Below are 19,469 nucleotides of genomic sequence, written 5' to 3'. Positions count from 1 at the left end.
GTCGCAGGTGCCCGGTCCGCTCATCCGTGGGGTCCCCTGCTCATTTTGTCGGACTGACGATAGAGTCGATGGTCGAACCCTCATCCGGCCGTCGTCGTATCAGAAAGGTGCGCTCCGATGACCGAGCATCATCATCTGCCGTCCGAACTCGAAGTCCCCTCCGAGGCCCCCGACCGCAACCTCGCCCTGGAGCTCGTCCGAGTGACCGAAGCCGCCGCGATGGCCGCGGGCCGCTGGGTCGGGCGGGGCGACAAGAACGGCGCCGACGGTGTCGCGGTGCGCGCCATGCGGACCCTCGTCTCCACCGTGTCGATGAACGGCGTGGTCGTCATCGGCGAGGGCGAGAAGGACGAGGCCCCGATGCTCTTCAACGGGGAGCGGGTCGGGGACGGGACCGGGCCCGAGTGCGACATCGCCGTCGACCCGATCGACGGGACCACGCTGGCGGCCAAGGGCATGCCGAACGCGATCTCCGTGCTGGCGGCCGCGGACCGGGGGTCGATGTTCGACCCGTCCGCCGTCTTCTACATGGACAAGCTGGTCACGGGACCCGAGGCCGCCGACTTCGTCGACATCGACGCGCCGGTGGCCGTGAACATCCGCCGCGTCGCCAAGGCCAAGCGCTCCACGCCGGAGGATGTGACGGTGGTGATCCTCGACCGGCCGCGGCACGAGGGGATCATCAAGGAGATCCGGGAGGCCGGCGCGCGCATCAAGCTGATCTCCGACGGTGACGTCGCCGGGTCGATCTACGCGCTGCGCGAGGGCACCGGCGTCGACATGCTGCTGGGCATCGGCGGTACGCCCGAGGGGATCATCTCGGCCTGTGCCGTGAAGTGCCTCGGCGGGACGATCCAGGGCAAGCTGTGGCCCAAGGACGACGAGGAGCGGGCCCGGGCGATCGACGCCGGGCACGACCTGGACCGGGTGCTGACCACCGACGATCTGGTGTCCGGGGAGAACGTCTTCTTCGTGGCGACCGGGATCACCGACGGCGAGCTGCTGCGGGGTGTGCGGTACCGGTCGGAGACCGCGACCACCGACTCGATCGTGATGCGGTCGAAGTCGGGGACGGTCCGGCGGATCGACTCGGAGCACCGGCTGAGCAAGCTGCGGGCCTACAGCGCGATTGACTTCGACCGCGCCAAATAGCTCGGGGGTGCTGGTTCGTCGGTGAGTGCGGCGCCCCTGGGTAGCTTCCGCTCAGCCCAGTCCAAAAGGCGCCCCCGGTGCGGTGGGGGCGCCTTTTCATGTACGGCTTCTCAGCCCGCCTGGGCTATGCGTGCCGCCCGCGCCGCTTTCGTGAGTTCCAGCTCGCGGCGCCTGCGCCGGGCCAGGACCACTCGGCGTTCGGCCGCGGTGAGGCCGCCCCAGACGCCGTAAGGCTCGGGTTGGAGCAGGGCGTGCTCGCGGCACTCGACCATGACCGGACACCGGGCACAGACGCGCTTCGCGGCCTCCTCGCGGGAGAGCCTGGCGGCGGTGGGTTCCTTGGACGGGGCGAAGAACAGGCCGGCCTCGTCGCGCCGGCACACCGCCTCGGTGTGCCACGGAGCGTCTTGGTCCCTGTCCCGCACTGGCACCCGCTGGGCAGGAACGGCAGCTACCTGCAGGGACGAATGCGGCGGTTGCAGCACGGTCTACTCCTGACGACGGCTTCGCGAGCGAGAGACGATGCAGCAAGCCCTACCCGCTGTGCGCGCGCCTATGCACTGAGTCCCGAACCGCTGGATTCCGGGCGGTCGCGTGCGCTTCCGAGAGCCGACCGAGGGCGGAATCCTCCGCTTCGGACACACCCGGATTCACAACCGTCAACGATCCAGGTGTTTGCGCAAACTCCTGTCCACCTTGCGATCGACCGCGCGCTGAACCCGATCGAGGATGTCCGCGACGAGCTTGCCGCGCTTGGGCTTCGCCTCCACACTTCCGAGGACGGCCCAGCCGTCGACGTACACCACGGGCGCGTCCGGCTCGGCCGAGTCGAGCGTGTCCACCTGGAAGTCGCCGAGGACACCGACTCCCGTGCCGCGCAGCGAGATGTTCTCCGGGACGCGCACCTCGACGCTGCCGAACACCGAGAACGCCTTGATGACGACCTGGCGGTACTCGAAGATCGCCTCACTGAGATCGATCTCGACGCTGCCGAAGACCGCGTAGGCGTGGATACGGCGGCCCGCGCGCCAGCGGCCCTTGCGGACGGCGGCGCTGAAGACCGCCACCACGTTGTCGTCCGGGTCCGGGGGGATCGCGTCGGTCGGGCGGTTGGCGGCGGGGGCCCAGACCGGGGCGCTGCGGCGCTGGTGGGCCGCGGGCAGGTCCCGTATGAAGACCTCCAGCTCGCCCACCGTCTTGGCGCTCAGCACCCCCTCGACCCGCTCGGCGTGCTCGTCCGCGGAGAGGCGGCCCTCGGCCAGGGCCTCGCGCAGGATGTCGGCGATACGGTCGCGGTCGGCGTCCGAGGCGCGCAGGTCGGCGTCCGAGGCGCGCAGGTCGGCGTCCGAGGCGCGCAGGTCGGCGTCCGAGGCGCGCGGGTCGGCCACCGCGGGTGCGGGGCCCGCGTGCTTGTGTTCGGGCTTCTGAAGGTCCACCGCAGCAGCGTACCGAAACGCGATAGATCGCGACTAGGCCTGTGGACAACTCTTGGCGAACCGACTGAGCCTTACCTCACAAGCTGCCGACCTTGGACAGGTTCTAGGCTGGTGAGGCCCGCCAACGGAGGCGGGTGGTCGACCCGCAGAGTGAGGAATGGGCTGAGATGCCTGAGTTCGCGTACACCGATCTGCTCCCCATGGGAGAGGACACCACCCCCTACCGGCTGGTGACCTCCGAGGGTGTCTCCACCTTCGAGGCCGACGGGCGGACCTTCCTCAAGGTGGAGCCGGAGGCGCTGCGCAAGCTCGCCGAGGAGGCCATCCACGACATCCAGCACTACCTGCGGCCGGCGCACCTCGCCCAGCTGCGCCGCATCATCGACGACCCCGAGGCCTCCGCCAACGACAAGTTCGTCGCGCTGGACCTGCTGAAGAACGCGAACATCGCGGCGGCCGGCGTCCTGCCCATGTGCCAGGACACCGGCACGGCGATCGTCATGGGCAAGCGCGGGCAGAACGTCCTCACCCAGGGCGGTGACGAGGCGGCGCTGTCGAAGGGCATCTACGACGCGTACCTGAACCTCAACCTGCGCTACTCGCAGATGGCCCCGCTGACCATGTGGGACGAGAAGAACACCGGCTCCAACCTCCCCGCGCAGATCGAGCTGTACGCCACCGACGGCGGCGCGTACAAGTTCCTGTTCATGGCGAAGGGCGGCGGCTCGGCCAACAAGTCGTTCCTGTACCAGGAGACGAAGGCCGTCCTGAACGAGGCCTCCATGATGAAGTTCCTGGAGGAGAAGATCCGTTCGCTGGGTACGGCCGCCTGTCCGCCGTACCACCTCGCGATCGTCGTCGGCGGTACCAGCGCCGAGTACGCGCTGAAGACCGCGAAGTACGCCTCCGCGCACTACCTGGACGAGATCCCGGCCGAGGGCTCGGAACTCGGGCACGGCTTCCGGGACAAGGAGCTGGAGGAGAAGGTCTTCGAGCTGACGCAGAAGATCGGGATCGGGGCGCAGTTCGGCGGGAAGTACTTCTGCCACGACGTGCGGGTCGTACGGCTGCCCCGGCACGGCGCGTCCTGCCCGGTCGCCATCGCCGTGTCCTGCTCGGCCGACCGCCAGGCCGTCGCGAAGATCACCGCCGAGGGGGTCTTCCTGGAGCAGCTGGAGACGGACCCGGCCCGGTTCCTGCCGGAGACGACGGACGAGCACCTGGACGAGGCCTCCGACGTCGTCCGGATCGACCTCAACCAGCCCATGGAGTCGATCCTCGCGGAGCTCACCAAGTACCCGGTGAAGACGCGGCTCTCGCTGACCGGCCCGCTGGTCGTGGCGCGGGACATCGCGCACGCCAAGATCAAGGAGCGCCTTGACGCGGGCGAGGAGATGCCGCAGTACCTGAAGGACCACCCGGTGTACTACGCGGGTCCGGCGAAGACGCCCGAGGGCTACGCGTCCGGTTCCTTCGGCCCGACGACGGCCGGTCGCATGGACTCCTACGTCGAGCAGTTCCAGGCGGCGGGCGGCTCCAAGGTGATGCTGGCCAAGGGCAACCGCAGCAAGCAGGTCACCGACGCGTGCGATGCGCACGGCGGCTTCTACCTCGGCTCCATCGGCGGCCCGGCGGCCCGGCTCGCCCAGGACTGCATCAAGAAGGTCGAGGTCGTCGAGTACGAGGAGCTCGGCATGGAGGCGGTCTGGAAGATCGAGGTCGAGGACTTCCCGGCGTTCATCGTGGTCGACGACAAGGGGAACGACTTCTTCACTTCGCGGGAACCTGAGCAGCCGACGTTCACCAGCATCCCCGTGCGGGGTCCCGGCCTCGGCTGACCCGGCGGAGCGACGCCTGAAGAGAGCCCCCGGCACCCGCCGGGGGCTCTTGTCGTCTGACCTGGCCAAAACTGCACTCTTGACGCCGCATCGCGTGCGTCGCGAGGGTTCGTTGCGTAGAAGTCCGTGCAACCCACTTAGCCCGGGAGGCTGCTGTGTCGCTACGGTTCATCGCCAAGGACCCGAACACGGATGGGGCGAACTGCCCCACCGTGTGGGTTGACGAGGAGAAGCAAGAGATCGTGATGCAGGGTTGGAGGGTGGACGAGGCCACGCGTGCCGAGTGCCTGAAGTCCGGTCCCATCCCCGACAGTGAGACCGTCGTCCGGCTGCCCATGCGTATGGCTGCCGCCATCCGGGAGGCATGCGATGCCGCAGACGGCACCGCCGTTCGCTGAGCTGCTGGCGAACTGTCAGCGGTCCGCCGTGCATCTGGAGATGCGCGACTTCTACGACGACCCCGACGAGGCTCCGCGCGTGGCCGCGTGGAAGGCCGGCTATCGGCCCGACCCGAACGACCGTGCGTCGTGGTGGCGTCCGTGGCTCGACATGGTGTCGGAAACCGTCTCCCATGGCGTGGTCATCCGTCGCGCCCGAATCGTCTCGGAACCCGTGAGCGAGTACACGCGCTACCTCTACGACGGCACGTTTACCAACGTCGCCGCTGGTGAGCAGATCCGTTGGCTTCCCCGCCGGAAAGCGTCGGACCTTGCCCTGCCGGGCAACGACTACTGGTGCTTCGATGACCGGTTGGTGAGGTTCGGCTACTTCTCAGGTGAAGGTGTCTACCTCGGCGACGAGGTGGACGACCGTCCCGAGGTGGTCAAGCTGTGCGCCTCGGCGTTCGAAGCCGTCTGGGACCGAGCCATTCCGCACGACCGCTACAAGATCTGAGGCCCGACAGCACCAATGGCCCGTTCCCCGTCGTCCAGCGTCCAGGCTGCCCGTGAGGCGCTCGCAGCACGTCTCCGGGAGGTCCGCCTAGACGCTGGGCTGACCGCGCGGGAGGTGGCCCTACAGGCCGGCTGGCACCCCTCCAAGGCGAGTCGGCTGGAGAACGCGGTTACGCCACCGTCCGATGCTGATATCCGCGCATGGTGCGGTGTCTGCGGAGCTGACGGCCAAGCGGCCGACCTGATCGCCGCTTCTCGCTCGGCTGAGTCCATGTATGTCGAGTGGCGACGCCTACAGCGCACGGGACTGCGTCGACTCCAAGAGTCATACGTACCGCTCTTCGAGCGCACGCGGACTTTCCGGATCTACTGTTCCAACGTTGTGCCGGGGCTGCTCCAGACGCCGGCCTATGCTACGGCGCTGCTCTCCGAGATCACCCACTTCCGGCAGTCCCCGAACGACGTGGCCGAAGCCGTCGCGGCCCGCATGGATCGGGCGCGCGTGCTGCGCCAAGGTGACCACCGTTTCGCGATCCTCGTTGAAGAAGCCGTCTTGCGGTACCGCATGGGCGACGCCGAAGTCATGGCCGGGCAACTCGGGCACCTGCTGTCGATCATGTCCCTTCCGGCGGTATCCCTGGGAGTCGTGCCGTTCACGGCTTCGCGGCACATGTGGCCGCTGGAGACGTTCAGCATCTACGACACCGAGCAGGCCCAGGTGGAGCTACTGACTGCCGCTGTCAACGTCACTGCTCCCTCAGAGATCGGGCAGTACGCCGAGGCATTCGATCGGCTGTCCGAGATTGCCGTCTACGGGGGCTCAGCGCGCGCCCTGATCACCGATGCCATAGGGGCCCTCGGGTAACTCGCGTGCAATTCTGTAGAACTTCGTAGAGCCCAACCGTGGCCCGTTCCTAGCTTGTTGGCCACGGAGCGCAGCTACGAGGAGCGGGCAACCATGGCGAGCGAAGCGAGAGCACGACTGGCCCGGGATGTGGCAGACCACGGAGATGACGGGCGGCTACTGGTCTTCAAAGATGCCGACGACCCGCTAGGGAACAGCGCGGAAGGCGCAGACCTGGCCCCGCATTCCGGCGTCGGCAGTCCCCGCCCGACGCTGAGGGAACGAGTAGCGGAAGCCAACCGGCAGAGCCGCTTGGGCCGACCGTGACCACAGCCTTGGAGCGCCCGAAGAAGCGGCGGGCAGGCCGTACTGGGTACGGGGGCAGGGCCCCCGGCATGATCGAGTGGCTGAACGCCATGGCGACCGTTTTCGAGACGGATCTACGGGTCCCCCACTGAGCGACGTGGGCGCATGTCCCCTCTTGGGGAGTCTGGCCCCCGTCTCGGATGACCTGGTCTGGTTCGTTGTTGATCCCAGTTGATCTGGGTCGTCAGCCTGTGTCTTGCGGCATCGAAACGATGATCACGCGGTGCGCTGGCTGTGCACGGCGTCCTGATCACTGGACTACCGTGTCGAGGCATGAACGCGGACCGCTGGTTAGCAGACACCCGGACTTCCTACGACACGGTCGCGGTCAGCTATGCCGACCGAATACGCGAGGCTTTGGCCAGGGAACCGTACCTTCGAGCGGCTCTGGCGTTGTTCGCCGACTTGGTGCACGCCGCTGGCGGCGGGCCGGTGGCGGACGTGGGCTGCGGACCTGGACCCGTCACCGCTCACCTGCATGAGTTGGCTGTGGACGCTTTCGGTATCGACCTCTCACCCGTGATGATCGACGTAGCTCGGCGCGACCACCCCGGCCTGCGGTTCGGGGTGGGCTCGATGACAGACCTCGACCTCGCCGACGCTTCGGTTGTCGGCCTGCTCGCTTTTTGGTCGTTGATTCACGTCCCCGACGATGCCGTCCCCACGGTCTTCGGCCACTTCCGGCGGGTGTTGCGTCCCAGCGGACCACTGCTGCTCGGCTTTCACGTCGGCGACGAGTCGAGGCTGAAGACGCAGGGCTACGGCGGTTATCCGATGAACGTCTACGTCCACCGCCGCCAACCCGACCAAGTGGCGGCCTGGCTACGCGAGGCTGGGTTCACGGTCGAGGCCCAAATGCTGCTCGACCTTGATGAGAGTGTTCCAGGGGCGGTCCTTTTCGCGCGCCGTCAGTCCTAGCCCCGCCAGCGTTCCGGTTGCGACCGATAGGACAGCGCAATCCAGATATACGCTGGAGGGGTCGCTACGATGCGTTAAGCATAGGCGCAGATTCCCACCAGTTCGGGTTAATGTGCGGCCGTGCGCTCGGAAGGAATGGCGCGGGTGCCCGGAAGGATGCCTTCAGAGTTTCAGACCCCCCTTCCCAGTTCTTTCCGGTGGCCAGGGCCATTGTGGGAGCCTCCGCGACCTGAACACCGGCGCCTTCCCCGTCAGCCGGCCGAAATCCCCTTGACGGTGTCAGTACCGTGGATCGCATGGGTTGGTCGCTGAGCTATCTGAAGCCGCGTGAGCCACGGTTGTTGGACGCGCTTTTCCTGTCGGCTGGTCGCTCGTTGCATCTGGCCAATGCCTTCGAGTCGAAGTGTCAGTACGTCTTGCGGATGGCCAACCTTGCCGAGGCTGCACAAGCCGACCCGGTGTTGGGTCTGCAAGAGATGATCAATGGTCTGCCCCCGGACAAGATGCTCGGGGGAACGTTGCGAGACCTAGCGAACACATCGCTGGGCTCGCGAACCTCCGACTTCGACGCCCTCGATGGGGCGAGGAAAGCCCGCAACTTCATTGCGCATGAAGGAGCCTCGGTAGGCTCAATATCTGCCGTGAGTCAAGGCGACATCTTGGAGCATGCAGCGCGGCTGCGCGCTGCTGTAGCCGATCTAGCCTTGGGCGACAACGTCGTGTCGCAATGGTGCTTCCACCTCGATGAGCCGAAAGACTCTCTTCCGAGGATGCTGATAGACGCTTACCCAACCATGGTCGATGGTTGGGTGTTTGGTCACTTCGGCGGCCTACTCGACGCCGAGGACGACTCGTCCTCAGACATCGTTGAAGCTGAGTAATTCTGTCTCGCAGATAGAGGCACCTTCCACGGGGTGCCTCTAGGTTGCTATGAAGTCTGGCCTCCATTCCTCGGCCAGGGCGAGACGCGAACGCTAGTAAGCTTCTATAGAGCAGCGCCCTTAGAGGGGCGCTGCTTCTGTCTAAGGCCATAAGTTCCCTGGCCTTGATCGGCCAGGGCATAGCTGCGCAGCGGAGCGCAGCAACTAACGGCCCCCGAGGGGTCATTACTAAGGCCATAAGTCGCCGAGGGCCGTTCAGGCAGCCTCGGCGAACCATTCCCGGTCATCGATCCAGCCCAGGCACTCCGAGGAACGGTCACCCGCCAGGAGGCGGAACGTCGTCTTCGCCCCGCGCTTGCTCCCAACCGTCTCGACTTCGAGCCATCCGGCATCGATCAGGGCCTTCACTCCACGCTCGGTATAGCGGCGATGGTTCCCGGCCCGGTCGCGTACGCCGACAGCATCGGCAAGCGAACGCCACGGAACAGTCACCTCGGATTCGTCGCCGCAGAGGCGGGCTATCTGCCGGGCCACGGCCTGACCGCTACGTGGCACGCATAGAACCGCGTCGGCATACCACAGGGCGGCTTGCCCGGTCGGGGGAGCCGTCTCGGCCGCAAGGGCGAACCCGCGCTTTTTCAGCTTCACTCTGCGCCCCGTGATAGCGCCCGCGTACTGTTCGGCAAAGGTCATCGGTCAGGTCTCCTTTCGGGGGATGCGGGAACAGAAAAGGCCCCGGTTATCCGGGGCCGCTGTGCGGTCTTCTATGCCTAGGTTTTAACCCGCCAGGGGTGGCGGAATCAAGCAAGAGCGTTTAAACGGTCAGGGGGCCGAGCGTGGGCATGGAAAGGCCCCCGAAGCGTTTACACGCGACGGGGGCAAGGGTTGGGAGCGTGGGCGGCCCTACCTACTTCCGCTTATAAGCCATCTGCTTCGGCAGAATGTATTCCGCTTCCGGCTCGATCAACCAGTATCCCTCGGGAACTTGAAGCCCGGTTTCCTTGGCGATCTCGGCAAGCTCAGCCATCTTGCAGACGACTCGTCGGCTCCCGTCTTCCGTGGCCCCCACCGTCACAGTTATGCCGTGCCGTTGCAGGAACACACGCTTCTGTTCGTCATCCTTAGTCGTCCACTCTTCGGAGTAAGTCCGACCCGTCTCCTTCCAGGCCGGGGCATCCTCGGCAGTCTTGATTTCCTCCCTCAGGCGTTCAACCTTGGCCGACTGGAATTCGTGTTGCCCCCAGTAGCGTTCAACCTGAACGTCGGTCTTGAACCGTCCAGCTAGGTAATCGGCTTCCAGTCGGTCTAGCGTCGCTTCGGCCTCGGCAAGGTCGACCTTGGCCTGACTGATCGAATTACCGGCCCGCTCCATAACCGGGAGCGGGCCGAGAGTGAACTTCACGAAAGTCCCAACCGCCATGTCTAGGTCATCGCGGCGAATGCGGCCAGGGTTTGAGCACGTTCCGGTGTTGACGTTGTTGCAGGCGTAGTAGTGATGCACGCGGCCGTTCGGCTTCGTCTTCTTGTTGGACGACATCCGGGCGCCGCAAGCCTGGCAGGTAGCCACACCGCCCAGCATCGACCGTGAAGGGGTGGACCGCCTAACCGGACGATCACTCTTGAGGGCGGCCACGAATTCTGACCACTCGGCAAAATCCATCAACGGATCATCAGTGATCCGAACGTTCTCGCCGTTTTCGTCTACGACGTTCTCGCCCTTGTACGTGTAGATGCCGGCCACCGTGGGATTCATAGCTATGGCGCGAATCGCGTTGGCAGTCCAGGCAACGCCCCTCGGATCTTCCCCCTTCACGATTCGAAGATGATCCCGCCAAGTGGGAACGCCACGCTTATTCAGATCAAGTGCGATCTTGTACGACGACCAGTCGCCCTTTAGTCGCTCGACAATCTCTCGGAACAGTTCCGCATACGTGTGGTCCTGAACGAGCTTCTTTCCGCCGCCTTCCTGCCGTTCGAAGCGGTACCCGTACGGCTCGACGCCACCGATCCAAACGCCCTTGGCCTTGCGGGCGGCCGAGCCAGAAAGCGCGCGGGCGCGAATGGTGTCCAACTCGCCTTCGGCAAAGGCGGCGATGATCTGAGCGAACATCTTGCCCATGGGGGTGGACATGTCGATGCCCTCGGTCACGGACACGATGGACTTCCCGTGCTTCTGGCACCACTCGAAGACCTCGGCGAAGTGGCCCGCCTTCCTACTGAGGCGGTCGAGCTTCCAGACGGCCAACACGTCCCACTCGTCGGCCCGCTCGTTGAACCAAGGACCGAGGCCCGGTCGCTTGAAGGGGTGCATCGCACCGGACACGTCCAGGTCTTCCGCCCAGCCCGCAATGCGACCGTCCACGGCGGGGCCAGCAGTCCAGTGCTCTACGGCCTGCCGCTGCTTCTCGGGACTGGTGGTGTCGTCCTTGAGGATGGACAGGCGGACAGCGCCCAGGACCCTCGGATGCTTGATCATGGCGGCGATCGTACGAGGGTCCACGCAAGATGAACAAGTTGAACGACTTCTTCCAGGACCCGGCGCCGGCGCCCACGTTCACGTCGATTCCGGTACGGGGGCCGGGTCTGGCGTAGGACCCCGCCGAACCTCTCAGGACCCCGGTCGAGCCGTCGGCCGGGGTCCTCGTGCTTAGGGGTCTCGGCGGGCCTCCGGTTTCCGGGCCGGTCCGCGCGGCAGGAATAGGTGCCACAGGGGCGGACGCTGACCAAGACGGAGGTGATCGGCAGTGGCCGACGAGCAGCAGGAACAGGCGTTTCGGATCGAGCACGACTCCATGGGCGAGGTCCGGGTCCCGGTGGACGCCAGGTGGCGGGCCCAGACCCAGCGGGCCGTGGAGAACTTCCCCATCTCCGGGCAGCGGATCGAGCGGGCGCACATCGAGGCACTGGCCCGGATCAAGGGGGCGGCCGCGAAGGTGAACGCGCGGCTGAACGTGCTCGACAAGGACATCGCCGAGGCCGTCCAGGAGGCGGCCGACGAGGTGGCCCGGGGCGACTGGGACGCGCACTTCCCGATCGACGTGTTCCAGACCGGGTCCGGCACCTCGTCCAACATGAACACCAACGAGGTCATCGCGACGCTGGCGACCGAGCGGCTCGGCCGTGACGTGCACCCCAACGACCACGTCAACGCCTCCCAGTCGTCCAACGACGTCTTCCCCTCCTCCATCCACATCGCCGCCACCGCCGCGGTCACCCGGGACCTGATCCCGGCACTCCAGCACCTCGCCGACGCCCTCACCCGCAAGTCCGAGGAGTTCGCCGACGTCGTGAAGTCGGGGCGGACGCATCTGATGGACGCCACCCCGGTGACCCTGGGGCAGGAGTTCGGCGGCTACGCGGCGCAGGTGCGGTACGGGATCGAGCGGCTGGAGGCCTCCCTCCCCCGGCTCGCCGAGCTGCCGCTGGGCGGTACAGCGGTCGGCACCGGCATCAACACCCCGCCCGGTTTCTCGGCCGCCGTCATCGAGGAGGTCGCCCGCGCCACCGGGCTGCCCCTCACCGAGGCGCGGGACCACTTCGAGGCGCAGGGCGCCCGGGACGGGATCGTGGAGACCAGCGGGCAGCTCAGGACCATCGCGGTCGGGCTGACGAAGATCGCGAACGATCTGCGGTGGATGTCCTCCGGGCCCAGGACCGGGCTCGCCGAGATCTCGCTTCCCGACCTCCAGCCCGGCTCCTCGATCATGCCCGGCAAGGTCAACCCGGTGATCCCCGAGGCCGTCCTCATGGTCGCCGCCCAGGTGATCGGCAACGACGCCACCGTCGCGACGGCCGGTGCGGCCGGCAACTTCGAGCTCAACGTCATGCTGCCGGTCATCGCGAAGAACGTCCTGGAGTCGGTCCGGCTGCTCGCCAACGTCTCCCGGCTGCTCGCCGACCGGACCGTCGACGGCATCGTCGCCCACCGCGAACGGGCCCGGGAGTACGCCGAGTCCTCGCCCTCCGTGGTCACCCCGCTCAACAAGTACATCGGGTACGAGGAGGCCGCGAAGGTCGCCAAGAAGGCGCTCGCGGAACGGAAGACGATCCGCGAGGTCGTGCTGGAGAACGGATACGTGGAGCGCGGCGACCTGACGGCCGAACAGCTCGACGAGGCGCTGGATGTCCTGCGGATGACACGGCCGTAACCTTTCCCGGCGCCGGCGTGAACCGCGACACGCACCGCAGCGTCGTATGCCTATGGCACCTAATATCTGTTCATGGCAGACGGTGGAGCGGTGAGAGCGGTGGAAGCGGGTACGTCGGCGCACTTCTGGGAGCCCGGGAGTCAGATCCTGTGGCGCTACCGGGAGAACGCGGGCGCGCACTTCCACATCGCCCGCCCCGTCACGGTCGTACGCGACGACGAGGACCTGCTCGCCGTGTGGCTGGCGCCGGGCACCGAGTGTGTGAGACCGGTGCTGGCCGACGGCACGCCGGTGCACGCCGAGCCACTGGAGTCCCGTTACACCAAGCCGCGTTCGGTCCGGCGGGACCGCTGGTTCGGCACCGGGGTGCTGAAGCTGGCGCGGCCGGGGCTGCCGTGGTCGGTGTGGCTGTTCTGGGAGCCGGGCTGGCGGTTCAAGAACTGGTACGTGAACCTCGAGGAGCCGCTGACGCGTTGGTCCGGGGGTGTGGATTCCGAGGACCACTTCCTGGACATCACCGTGGATCCGGACCGCGGCTGGCAGTGGCGGGACGAGGACGAGTTCGCGCAGGCCCAGCGGGACGGGCTGATGGGCCCGGACCTGGCCGAACAGGTCCGGTCGGCGGGGCGTTCCGCGGTGGAGGTGATCCGCGCCTGGGGTCCGCCGTTCTCGGACGGCTGGCCCGACTGGCGGCCCGATCCGTCCTGGACTGTTCCGCTCCTTCCGGAAGACTGGGACCGTACGCCCGCGCACTTGTCCTCATGAGACCCTTGATGCGCCCCCGGGCTGCAAACGTAGGATCGTCCTCCGCAAGAGCGCGCAGCGACAACTACCGGAGCGGGCACTGTGCTTGACCGATCGTCACCGAGGGGCGGCAGGGCGTGAGCGTGGGGTACGAGGGCAACACCGGTACGGGCGGCGGAAGGTTGACCAAAGACGCAGGAACAGCCCCTGACCACGCGGGAATTCCGTTCCTGGGACACGTATTCCGGGTATCGGGACTTCGGCGAAACCAACTGCGCGTACGGCGCGCAGCCCCGGACGGACGGATTCGACACGCGTGACGGAGCACCCGACCTCCTTCGAACGCCCCCAGCCGGGCGTCGACCCCACGGACCCCCGCGGGGCGCTCCTGCGTGCCCCGGCACCACCGCCCGCCCAGGGCGTCGAGGCGCCGACCGCTTTACCCGTCCAGGCCCGCTCCGGTGACCCCGCGCCGGAGGCGGCACCCGTCGTCCAGAGCAGCAACAGCACGACCGGGAGGACCGGCAACCACAAGGACATGGGCATGAACCCGGCCGGTACCGGCCCCGAGCACTCCCAGCCGGCCGCGGCGGAGCCGGACACGCACCGTCCGCGGCCCGTCACCGACGCGGTCCCGGTCCAGCCGGGCGGCGAGGACGAGCGGCCGCCCCAGAGCGCCGACGAACGCCGTACCGGCCAGGGGCTTCCCCCGGGCCGGCCCACGCCCATGCGGCGCGACGGTGACCGGCTGCGCTTCGTGGGCGCAGCCACCCGCCGGATCGCCCGTGGCATCGACCTGGACGAGATCGTGATGGGTCTGTGCCGGGCGACCGTGCCGACCTTCTCGGACGCGATCCTCGTCTATCTGCGCGATCCGCTGCCCGTCGGCGACGAGCGGCCCACCGGCCCCCTCGTGCTCCGGCTGCGGCGCAGCGACCGCATCCCGCAGCAGGAACGGGACCTGGAGGACGGCATCCTGCCGGTGCCGGTGCCGGAGAACCCGACCGAACTGGACGCCCTCGGCACCGAACTGTGCGAGGTGCAGCCCGGCAGCGCGCTCGCCGAGGTGCTGCGCGGGGTGCGGCCGGTCTTCACGGACACGCCCGCGGCCCACGCCGCGCTACCGGAACTGCTCGGCGAGGGCTGTGAGTTCGCCGTGCCGTCGGGCCGCCGGGCGATCCTCGCCCCGCTGCGCGGCAGGCGCCGGGTCATCGGCGCCGCCCTGTTCCTGCGCCGCCCCGACCGCGTCCCCTTCGACCCGGACGACCTGCTCGTGGCCGCCCAGCTCGCCACGCACAGCGCGCTGGGCATCGACAAGGCGGTCCTCTACGGCCGTGAGGCGTACATCGCCGACGAACTGCAGCGCACCATGCTGCCCGAGACGCTCCCCCGGCCCACCGGCGTACGGCTGGCCTCGCGCTATCTGCCGGCCGCCGAGACGGCCCGGGTGGGCGGTGACTGGTACGACGCGATCCCGCTGCCCGGCAGCCGGGTCGCGCTGGTCGTGGGTGACGTGATGGGGCACTCCATGACGTCGGCGGCGATCATGGGCCAGCTGCGGACCACGGCCCAGACGCTGGCCGGGCTCGACCTGCCCCCGCAGGAGGTGCTGCACCACCTCGACGAGCAGGCCCAGCGGCTCGGCACGGACCGCATGGCGACCTGCCTCTACGCCGTCTACGACCCGGTCTCGCACCGGATCACCATCGCCAACGCCGGTCATCCGCCGCCGGTGCTGCTGCACCTGGGCGGCCGAGCCGAGGTGCTCCGGGTGCCGCCCGGCGCGCCGATCGGTGTCGGAGGTGTGGACTTCGAGGCCGTGGAACTGGACGCGCCGGCCGGGGCGACCCTGCTGCTGTACACCGACGGGCTCGTCGAGTCGCGGCTGCGGGACGTGTGGACCGGGATAGAGCAGCTGCGGGAGAAACTCGCCGCGACCGCGCAGCTGACCGGGCCGGATCATCCGCCGCCGCTGGAGGCGCTGTGCGACGAGGTGCTCGACATGCTCGGTCCTGGCGACCGGGACGACGACATCGCGCTGCTCGCGGCTCGTTTCGACGGGATCGCGCCGAGCGATGTGGCGTACTGGTTCCTGGAGCCGGAGGACGCGGCACCGGGCCGTGCCCGGCGGCTCGCGCGGCGGGCGCTGTCCCGTTGGGACATGGAGGATCTGACCGACTCCGTCGAGCTGCTGGTCAGTGAGGTCGTGACGAACGCCGTGCGGTACGCGACGCGGCCGGTGACGCTTCGGCTGCTGCGGACCGATGTGCTGCGGTGCGAGGTCGGTGACGACGTGCCGCAGTTGCCGCGCCTGCGGCAGGCGCGGGCCACCGACGAGGGCGGGCGCGGGCTCTACCTCGTGAACCGGCTGGCCCGGCGGTGGGGGGCCACTCGGCTGAGCACCGGCAAGGTGGTGTGGTTCGAGCTCAACAGGGGCTAGGAAACGAGAGAGGGCGCCCGGTGGTCACCGGGCGCCCTCTCTTTTTCTCGTTACTGGTCGGCGTTGGGGTCGAACGGGTTCAGCGGTGAGGTCGAAGTCCCGACCGGGGTGCTCTGCTGACCGGTCGGCGCGCTCTGCGACGGCGTCTGCGAGGGAGTTTCCGACGGTGTCTCCGAGGGCGTCTCCGACGGGGTTTCGGACGGTGTCTCCGAGGGCGTCTCCGAGGGAGTTTCCGACGGAGTCGCCGAGGGTGTCGGTGTCCACGACGGCTGGACCGCGGCGCCCTGGTCGGTGTCCAGGTCGAACTTGGTGTTCTTGCCCGCGACGCCGAAGGTGTACGCCGCCCAGATCTCCGCCGGGAAGCCACCGCCGTTGACGCGGTCGAGGCCGGCCGTGTTGTACAGCTTGCTCTGCCCGTGGGTCTTGTGGTCCTCACCGAACAGACCGACCGAGGTGACCAGGTCCGGGGTGTAACCGGTGAACCAGGCCGACTTGTTGTCGTCGGAGGTACCCGTCTTGCCGGCGACCTTTCGGCCGTCACGGGCCGGGTTCTGCTGGACGGCCTTCTTGGCCGTACCGTCGTCGACCACACCGGTCAGCACCGAGGTCACCGTGTCGGCGGCCTCGCGGCTGATGACCTGCTCGCCGATCGGGTCGGGCATCCGGAACTCGGTGCCGCCCTGCTCCGCCGACTTGATGATGCTCGGCGTGACCTGCTTGCCGTGGTTGTCGAGGGTGGCGTACACGCCGGCCATCTGGATCGGGCTCGCGCCCATCGTGCCCAGGGTGTACGCGGGCAGCGGCCTCAGCTTGCCGGTGTCCATGCCGAGCTTGGTGGCCGTCGCCAGCACCTTGTCCATGCCGACGTCCACGCCCATCTGCGCGAAGACGGAGTTGATGGACTTGTCCATCGCCGTCTGCACGGTGACCTTGCCGTAGTCGGCGTCGTCCTCGTTCTCGGGACCGAAGCCGACCTTGTTGCCGTTGCTGTCCACGACCTGACGCTTGCTGGTGCCGTCGTAGATCGTGTTGGCGCCGATCGCCTTGCCGTCCTGCGTCTCGGAGGCGTTCTCCAGGGCGGCGGCGAGGATGACCGGCTTGAAGGTCGAGGCGGGCTGGTAGTCGGTGCGGTTGGCGTTGCTGATGTAGTGCTTGGTGTAGTCCGTGCCGCCGTACAGGGCGACGATCTTCCCCGTCCTGGGGTCGACGGAGGCGGCGCCGGCCTGGACGTTCTTGTCGACGCTCCGCTTCTTCGGGTCCAGCTGGCTGGACAGCTGGGTCTTGACCGCCTTCTCCAGCTGGGCCTGCTTCTTCTTGTCGATGTTCAGGGTGATGGTCCACCCCGAGTTCTCGACCCGGGCCTCCGCCTCGTCCTGGGTGATGCCTTCCTTGGCCACCAGCTGCTTCTCCAGCTGCTGTTTGGCGAGCTTGATGAAGTAGCCCTTCTGACCCTCCATGCCCGGGGCGGCCTTGGGCTCCTTGGGGAACGGGAACGTCATCTTGTCCCGCTTGGTCTTGTCCAGCCAGCCCTGCTTGACCATGTTGTCCAGGACGTAGTTCCAGCGGGCCGTCACCAGTTTCTTGCCGGTGTCGCTGGCTGCCGCCCAGTCGTACTGGCTCGGGGCCTGGAGCAGCGCGGCGAGATAGGCGCCCTGCTCGACGCTGAGCTTCTTGGCGTCGACGCGGTAGTAGTCCTGGGCGGCGGCCTGGATGCCGTAGGCGCCGCGGCCGTAGTAGCTGGTGTTGATGTAGCCCGCGAGGATGTCGTCCTTGGGCGTCTCGCGGTCCACCTTCAGCGAGATGACCAGTTCCTTCAGCTTGCGCGTGACGGTCTGGTCCTGGTCGAGGTAGTAGTTCTTGACGTACTGCTGGGTGATCGTGGAGCCACCCTGTTTGCCCTTGCCGGACAGGGTGTTGAACAGTCCGCGGGCGATGCCCTTGAAGTCGACTCCCGCATCCGTGTAGAAGGTCTTGTTCTCCGCGGCCACGAAGGTGCGCTGCACCGGCTTGGGCACCTCGGAGAGGTCGACGATCTCGCGGTTGGTGTCGCCCTCACGGGCCATGACCGAGCCGTTGCTGTACTTGTAGATGTTGCTCTGTTCCTGGGCTTTCGCGTTGCCCTTCGGCACGTCGATCAGCAGGTACATCACGACGAAGGCGCCGATGCCGAGCAGGCAGAAGCCGAGGAAGGTGCCGAGGATCTTCTTCCAGGTGAAGAGCCGGCGTATGCCGCTCTTACCTTTCTTCCCGCCCTTCTTGCCCCGCGCGGCGGCCTTGCGCGCCGCGGCCCTGCCGCCGGTCGCGATGCCCTCGCTCGGCGTCCCGGACGAGCGCGTGGGCGGCGCCGCGCGGCGGCCACCGCGCTGACGTGCTCTTCTCTCTTCCGCTCGTCCCATGGGTCGACTCGCTCCGCTTCCTCATCGGCGGCCACTCAGGTTCGTGGCACAGGTCAGCTCAGAAAGCTAACACCGGTCCATATGACACCGGGCACTCGATCGGGCCCCTGGCAGGCGTGAGAATCAGCACCCGCCTCCTCGGAACCAGACCTCCGAGCGGGCTTCAAGGTTGCCGGGAGGAGGTAAAGTGTTATCACTTAGATAAAAGAGAGCTATTCCACGAAACGGGGGACCCTCCATGTCCGCACACGATTCCGTGCCTGCCGCAGACACACCCGACATGCCCGCCCCGCGCGTGCGGGAGTTCGCCGCGCACAGCATCGGCGGCGCGCTCGCACTGCTGCTGGGCCTGGTCGGGCTGCTGCTCGCCGTCTTCCTGTTCGCCGCGAGCGGGGAGAGCCCCGGGTTCGCCGTCGGCGGGGTCCTCGTGCTGATCGTCGCGCTCATCTCGCTGCGCGGTCTGAACACGGTCGCACCGGGCGAGGCCCGGGTCGTCCAGCTCTTCGGACGCTACAAGGGCACCATCCGCCAGGACGGCCTGCGCTGGGTGAACCCCTTCACCTCCAGGACCAAGGTCTCCACCAGGGTCCGCAACCACGAGACCGCCGTCCTCAAGGTCAACGACGCCTACGGCAACCCGATCGAGCTGGCCGCGGTCGTGGTGTGGAAGGTCGAGGACACCGCGCAGGCCACCTTCGAGGTGGACAACTTCGTGAAGTTCGTCGCCACCCAGACCGAGACGGCGGTACGCCACATCGCCATCGAGTACCCCTACGACGCCCACGAGGAGGACGGGCTCTCGCTGCGCGGCAACGCCGACGAGATCACCCAGAAGCTCGCCACCGAACTGCACGCGCGCGTGGAGTCGGCCGGCGTGCAGATCATAGAGTCCCGCTTCACGCACCTCGCCTACGCGCCGGAGATCGCCTCGGCGATGCTCCAGCGGCAGCAGGCCGGCGCGGTGGTCGCGGCCCGGCGGCAGATCGTGGAGGGCGCGGTCGGCATGGTCGAGGAGGCGCTCGCCCGGATCACCGAGCGGGACATCGTGGAACTGGACGAGGAACGCAAGGCGGCGATGGTGTCCAACCTGATGGTGGTCCTGTGCGGCGACCGCGCCCCGCAGCCGGTCCTCAACACCGGGACGCTCTACCAGTGACGGCACCTTCCGCACCTTCTGAGGGCGGCCCTCCCGAGCGGCGGCCTCAGCAGCGCAAGCAGGTGCTGCTGAGGCTGGACCCGCTGGTGTACGAGGCACTGGCGCGGTGGGCCGGGGACGAGCTGCGGTCGGCCAACGCGCAGATCGAGTTCCTGCTGCGCAAGGCCCTCAAGGACGCCGGCCGGCTGCCCGGGGACACCGGACCGCTGCCGCGCCGGGGACGGCCGCCCAAGGACCCCGGGGACACGTAGAGCGCG

General features: G+C 67.7%; 16 protein-coding genes. 11 read left to right on the top strand and 5 right to left on the bottom strand.

The genetic code is table 11. From position 1 onward, the window contains the following. Positions 1-117 precede the first annotated feature (117 nt). Entirely contained in the window at positions 118-1,152 is a 1,035-nt protein-coding gene (glpX, locus tag H293_RS0120255; protein WP_020119677.1) for a class II fructose-bisphosphatase, read from the top strand. 110 nt (positions 1,153-1,262) lie between these two features. Here the strand turns inward: glpX and H293_RS49790 are convergent, their stop codons facing one another. Continuing rightward, positions 1,263-1,637 (bottom strand): WhiB family transcriptional regulator, encoded by a 375-nt coding sequence (locus tag H293_RS49790; protein WP_037719932.1) that lies wholly within the window; start codon positions 1,635-1,637, stop codon positions 1,263-1,265. Positions 1,638-1,811: 174 nt separating this feature from the next. Further along, positions 1,812-2,588 carry a DUF1707 SHOCT-like domain-containing protein gene (locus tag H293_RS0120245; protein WP_020119675.1) on the bottom strand — a complete coding sequence of 259 codons (777 nt, stop codon included), beginning with the start codon at positions 2,586-2,588 and terminating at the stop codon, positions 1,812-1,814. Positions 2,589-2,755: 167 nt separating this feature from the next. Between H293_RS0120245 and H293_RS0120240 the strand changes: the two genes are divergently transcribed. The 5 genes from H293_RS0120240 (at position 2,756) to H293_RS0120205 (ending at position 8,328) form a co-directional block, all read left to right on the top strand. After that, the gene (locus H293_RS0120240; protein WP_020119674.1) at positions 2,756-4,426 is read left to right on the top strand and encodes a fumarate hydratase; all 1,671 of its coding nucleotides are present in this window, start codon (positions 2,756-2,758) and stop codon (positions 4,424-4,426) included. 369 nt (positions 4,427-4,795) lie between these two features. Next, complete coding sequence (locus H293_RS0120230) at positions 4,796-5,320, top strand: DUF6879 family protein (protein ID WP_020119672.1); 525 nt, start codon at positions 4,796-4,798, stop codon at positions 5,318-5,320. A 15-nt stretch (positions 5,321-5,335) separates the two neighbouring features. Further along, complete coding sequence (locus tag H293_RS0120225) at positions 5,336-6,184, top strand: helix-turn-helix domain-containing protein (RefSeq protein WP_028808030.1); 849 nt, start codon at positions 5,336-5,338, stop codon at positions 6,182-6,184. Positions 6,185-6,802: 618 nt separating this feature from the next. Then, the gene (locus H293_RS0120210) at positions 6,803-7,447 is read left to right on the top strand and encodes a class I SAM-dependent DNA methyltransferase (protein WP_020119670.1); all 645 of its coding nucleotides are present in this window, start codon (positions 6,803-6,805) and stop codon (positions 7,445-7,447) included. A gap of 296 nt (positions 7,448-7,743) precedes the next feature. Further along, positions 7,744-8,328, top strand: coding sequence for a hypothetical protein (locus tag H293_RS0120205; RefSeq protein WP_028808028.1), 585 nt, complete (start codon positions 7,744-7,746; stop codon positions 8,326-8,328). Between the two features lie 255 nt (positions 8,329-8,583). On the opposite strand, the gene H293_RS0120200 is transcribed toward H293_RS0120205, so the two are convergent. Both H293_RS0120200 and H293_RS53780 read right to left on the bottom strand, forming a co-directional pair. Beyond that, the gene (locus H293_RS0120200; protein WP_020119668.1) at positions 8,584-9,021 is read right to left on the bottom strand and encodes a hypothetical protein; all 438 of its coding nucleotides are present in this window, start codon (positions 9,019-9,021) and stop codon (positions 8,584-8,586) included. Between the two features lie 214 nt (positions 9,022-9,235). After that, positions 9,236-10,804: a recombinase family protein gene (locus H293_RS53780; RefSeq protein ID WP_020119667.1), complete on the bottom strand. Its 1,569-nt coding sequence runs from the start codon at positions 10,802-10,804 to the stop codon at positions 9,236-9,238. A 268-nt stretch (positions 10,805-11,072) separates the two neighbouring features. Here H293_RS53780 and H293_RS0120185 point away from each other — a divergent pair, with 268 nt between their 5' ends. From H293_RS0120185 to H293_RS0120175, 3 genes are all read left to right on the top strand, one after another. Next, the gene (locus tag H293_RS0120185; protein WP_020119666.1) at positions 11,073-12,476 is read left to right on the top strand and encodes a class II fumarate hydratase; all 1,404 of its coding nucleotides are present in this window, start codon (positions 11,073-11,075) and stop codon (positions 12,474-12,476) included. Positions 12,477-12,548: 72 nt separating this feature from the next. Next, positions 12,549-13,241 carry a cytidylyl-2-hydroxypropylphosphonate hydrolase gene (gene fomD / locus H293_RS0120180; RefSeq protein WP_051138132.1) on the top strand — a complete coding sequence of 231 codons (693 nt, stop codon included), beginning with the start codon at positions 12,549-12,551 and terminating at the stop codon, positions 13,239-13,241. A gap of 295 nt (positions 13,242-13,536) precedes the next feature. Then, complete coding sequence (locus H293_RS0120175; protein WP_020119664.1) at positions 13,537-15,660, top strand: SpoIIE family protein phosphatase; 2,124 nt, start codon at positions 13,537-13,539, stop codon at positions 15,658-15,660. A gap of 50 nt (positions 15,661-15,710) precedes the next feature. Here the strand turns inward: H293_RS0120175 and H293_RS0120170 are convergent, their stop codons facing one another. Beyond that, positions 15,711-18,056, bottom strand: coding sequence for a transglycosylase domain-containing protein (locus H293_RS0120170; protein WP_020119663.1), 2,346 nt, complete (start codon positions 18,054-18,056; stop codon positions 15,711-15,713). A 238-nt stretch (positions 18,057-18,294) separates the two neighbouring features. On the opposite strand from H293_RS0120170, the gene H293_RS0120165 reads away from it, so the two are divergent. Beyond that, complete coding sequence (locus tag H293_RS0120165) at positions 18,295-19,212, top strand: SPFH domain-containing protein (protein ID WP_020119662.1); 918 nt, start codon at positions 18,295-18,297, stop codon at positions 19,210-19,212. Beyond that, complete coding sequence (locus H293_RS0120160) at positions 19,209-19,463, top strand: type II toxin-antitoxin system antitoxin (protein WP_028808027.1); 255 nt, start codon at positions 19,209-19,211, stop codon at positions 19,461-19,463. Before H293_RS0120165 ends, H293_RS0120160 begins: the two co-directional genes overlap by 4 nt. Positions 19,464-19,469: the final 6 nt, after the last annotated feature.

Source organism: Streptomyces canus 299MFChir4.1 (assembly GCF_000383615.1).
Classification (GTDB): domain Bacteria; phylum Actinomycetota; class Actinomycetes; order Streptomycetales; family Streptomycetaceae; genus Streptomyces; species Streptomyces canus_C.
The sequence above is the reverse complement of the archived record's forward strand: the minus strand, read 5'-3'. Positions and strand labels throughout refer to the sequence as shown.

What these genes read in the sequence shown, in the direction of transcription:
- glpX (WP_020119677.1), top strand. Translation starts at nt 118, where the DNA reads ATGACCGAGCATCATCATCTGCCGTCCGAACTCGAAGTCCCCTCCGAG.
- H293_RS0120240 (WP_020119674.1), top strand. Translation starts at nt 2,756, where the DNA reads ATGCCTGAGTTCGCGTACACCGATCTGCTCCCCATGGGAGAGGACACC.
- H293_RS0120230 (WP_020119672.1), top strand. Translation starts at nt 4,796, where the DNA reads ATGCCGCAGACGGCACCGCCGTTCGCTGAGCTGCTGGCGAACTGTCAG.
- H293_RS0120225 (WP_028808030.1), top strand. Translation starts at nt 5,336, where the DNA reads ATGGCCCGTTCCCCGTCGTCCAGCGTCCAGGCTGCCCGTGAGGCGCTC.
- H293_RS0120210 (WP_020119670.1), top strand. Translation starts at nt 6,803, where the DNA reads ATGAACGCGGACCGCTGGTTAGCAGACACCCGGACTTCCTACGACACG.
- H293_RS0120205 (WP_028808028.1), top strand. Translation starts at nt 7,744, where the DNA reads ATGGGTTGGTCGCTGAGCTATCTGAAGCCGCGTGAGCCACGGTTGTTG.
- H293_RS0120200 (WP_020119668.1), bottom strand. Translation starts at nt 9,021, where the DNA reads ATGACCTTTGCCGAACAGTACGCGGGCGCTATCACGGGGCGCAGAGTG.
- H293_RS53780 (WP_020119667.1), bottom strand. Translation starts at nt 10,804, where the DNA reads ATGATCAAGCATCCGAGGGTCCTGGGCGCTGTCCGCCTGTCCATCCTC.
- fomD (WP_051138132.1), top strand. Translation starts at nt 12,549, where the DNA reads ATGGCAGACGGTGGAGCGGTGAGAGCGGTGGAAGCGGGTACGTCGGCG.
- H293_RS0120170 (WP_020119663.1), bottom strand. Translation starts at nt 18,056, where the DNA reads ATGGGACGAGCGGAAGAGAGAAGAGCACGTCAGCGCGGTGGCCGCCGC.
- H293_RS0120165 (WP_020119662.1), top strand. Translation starts at nt 18,295, where the DNA reads ATGTCCGCACACGATTCCGTGCCTGCCGCAGACACACCCGACATGCCC.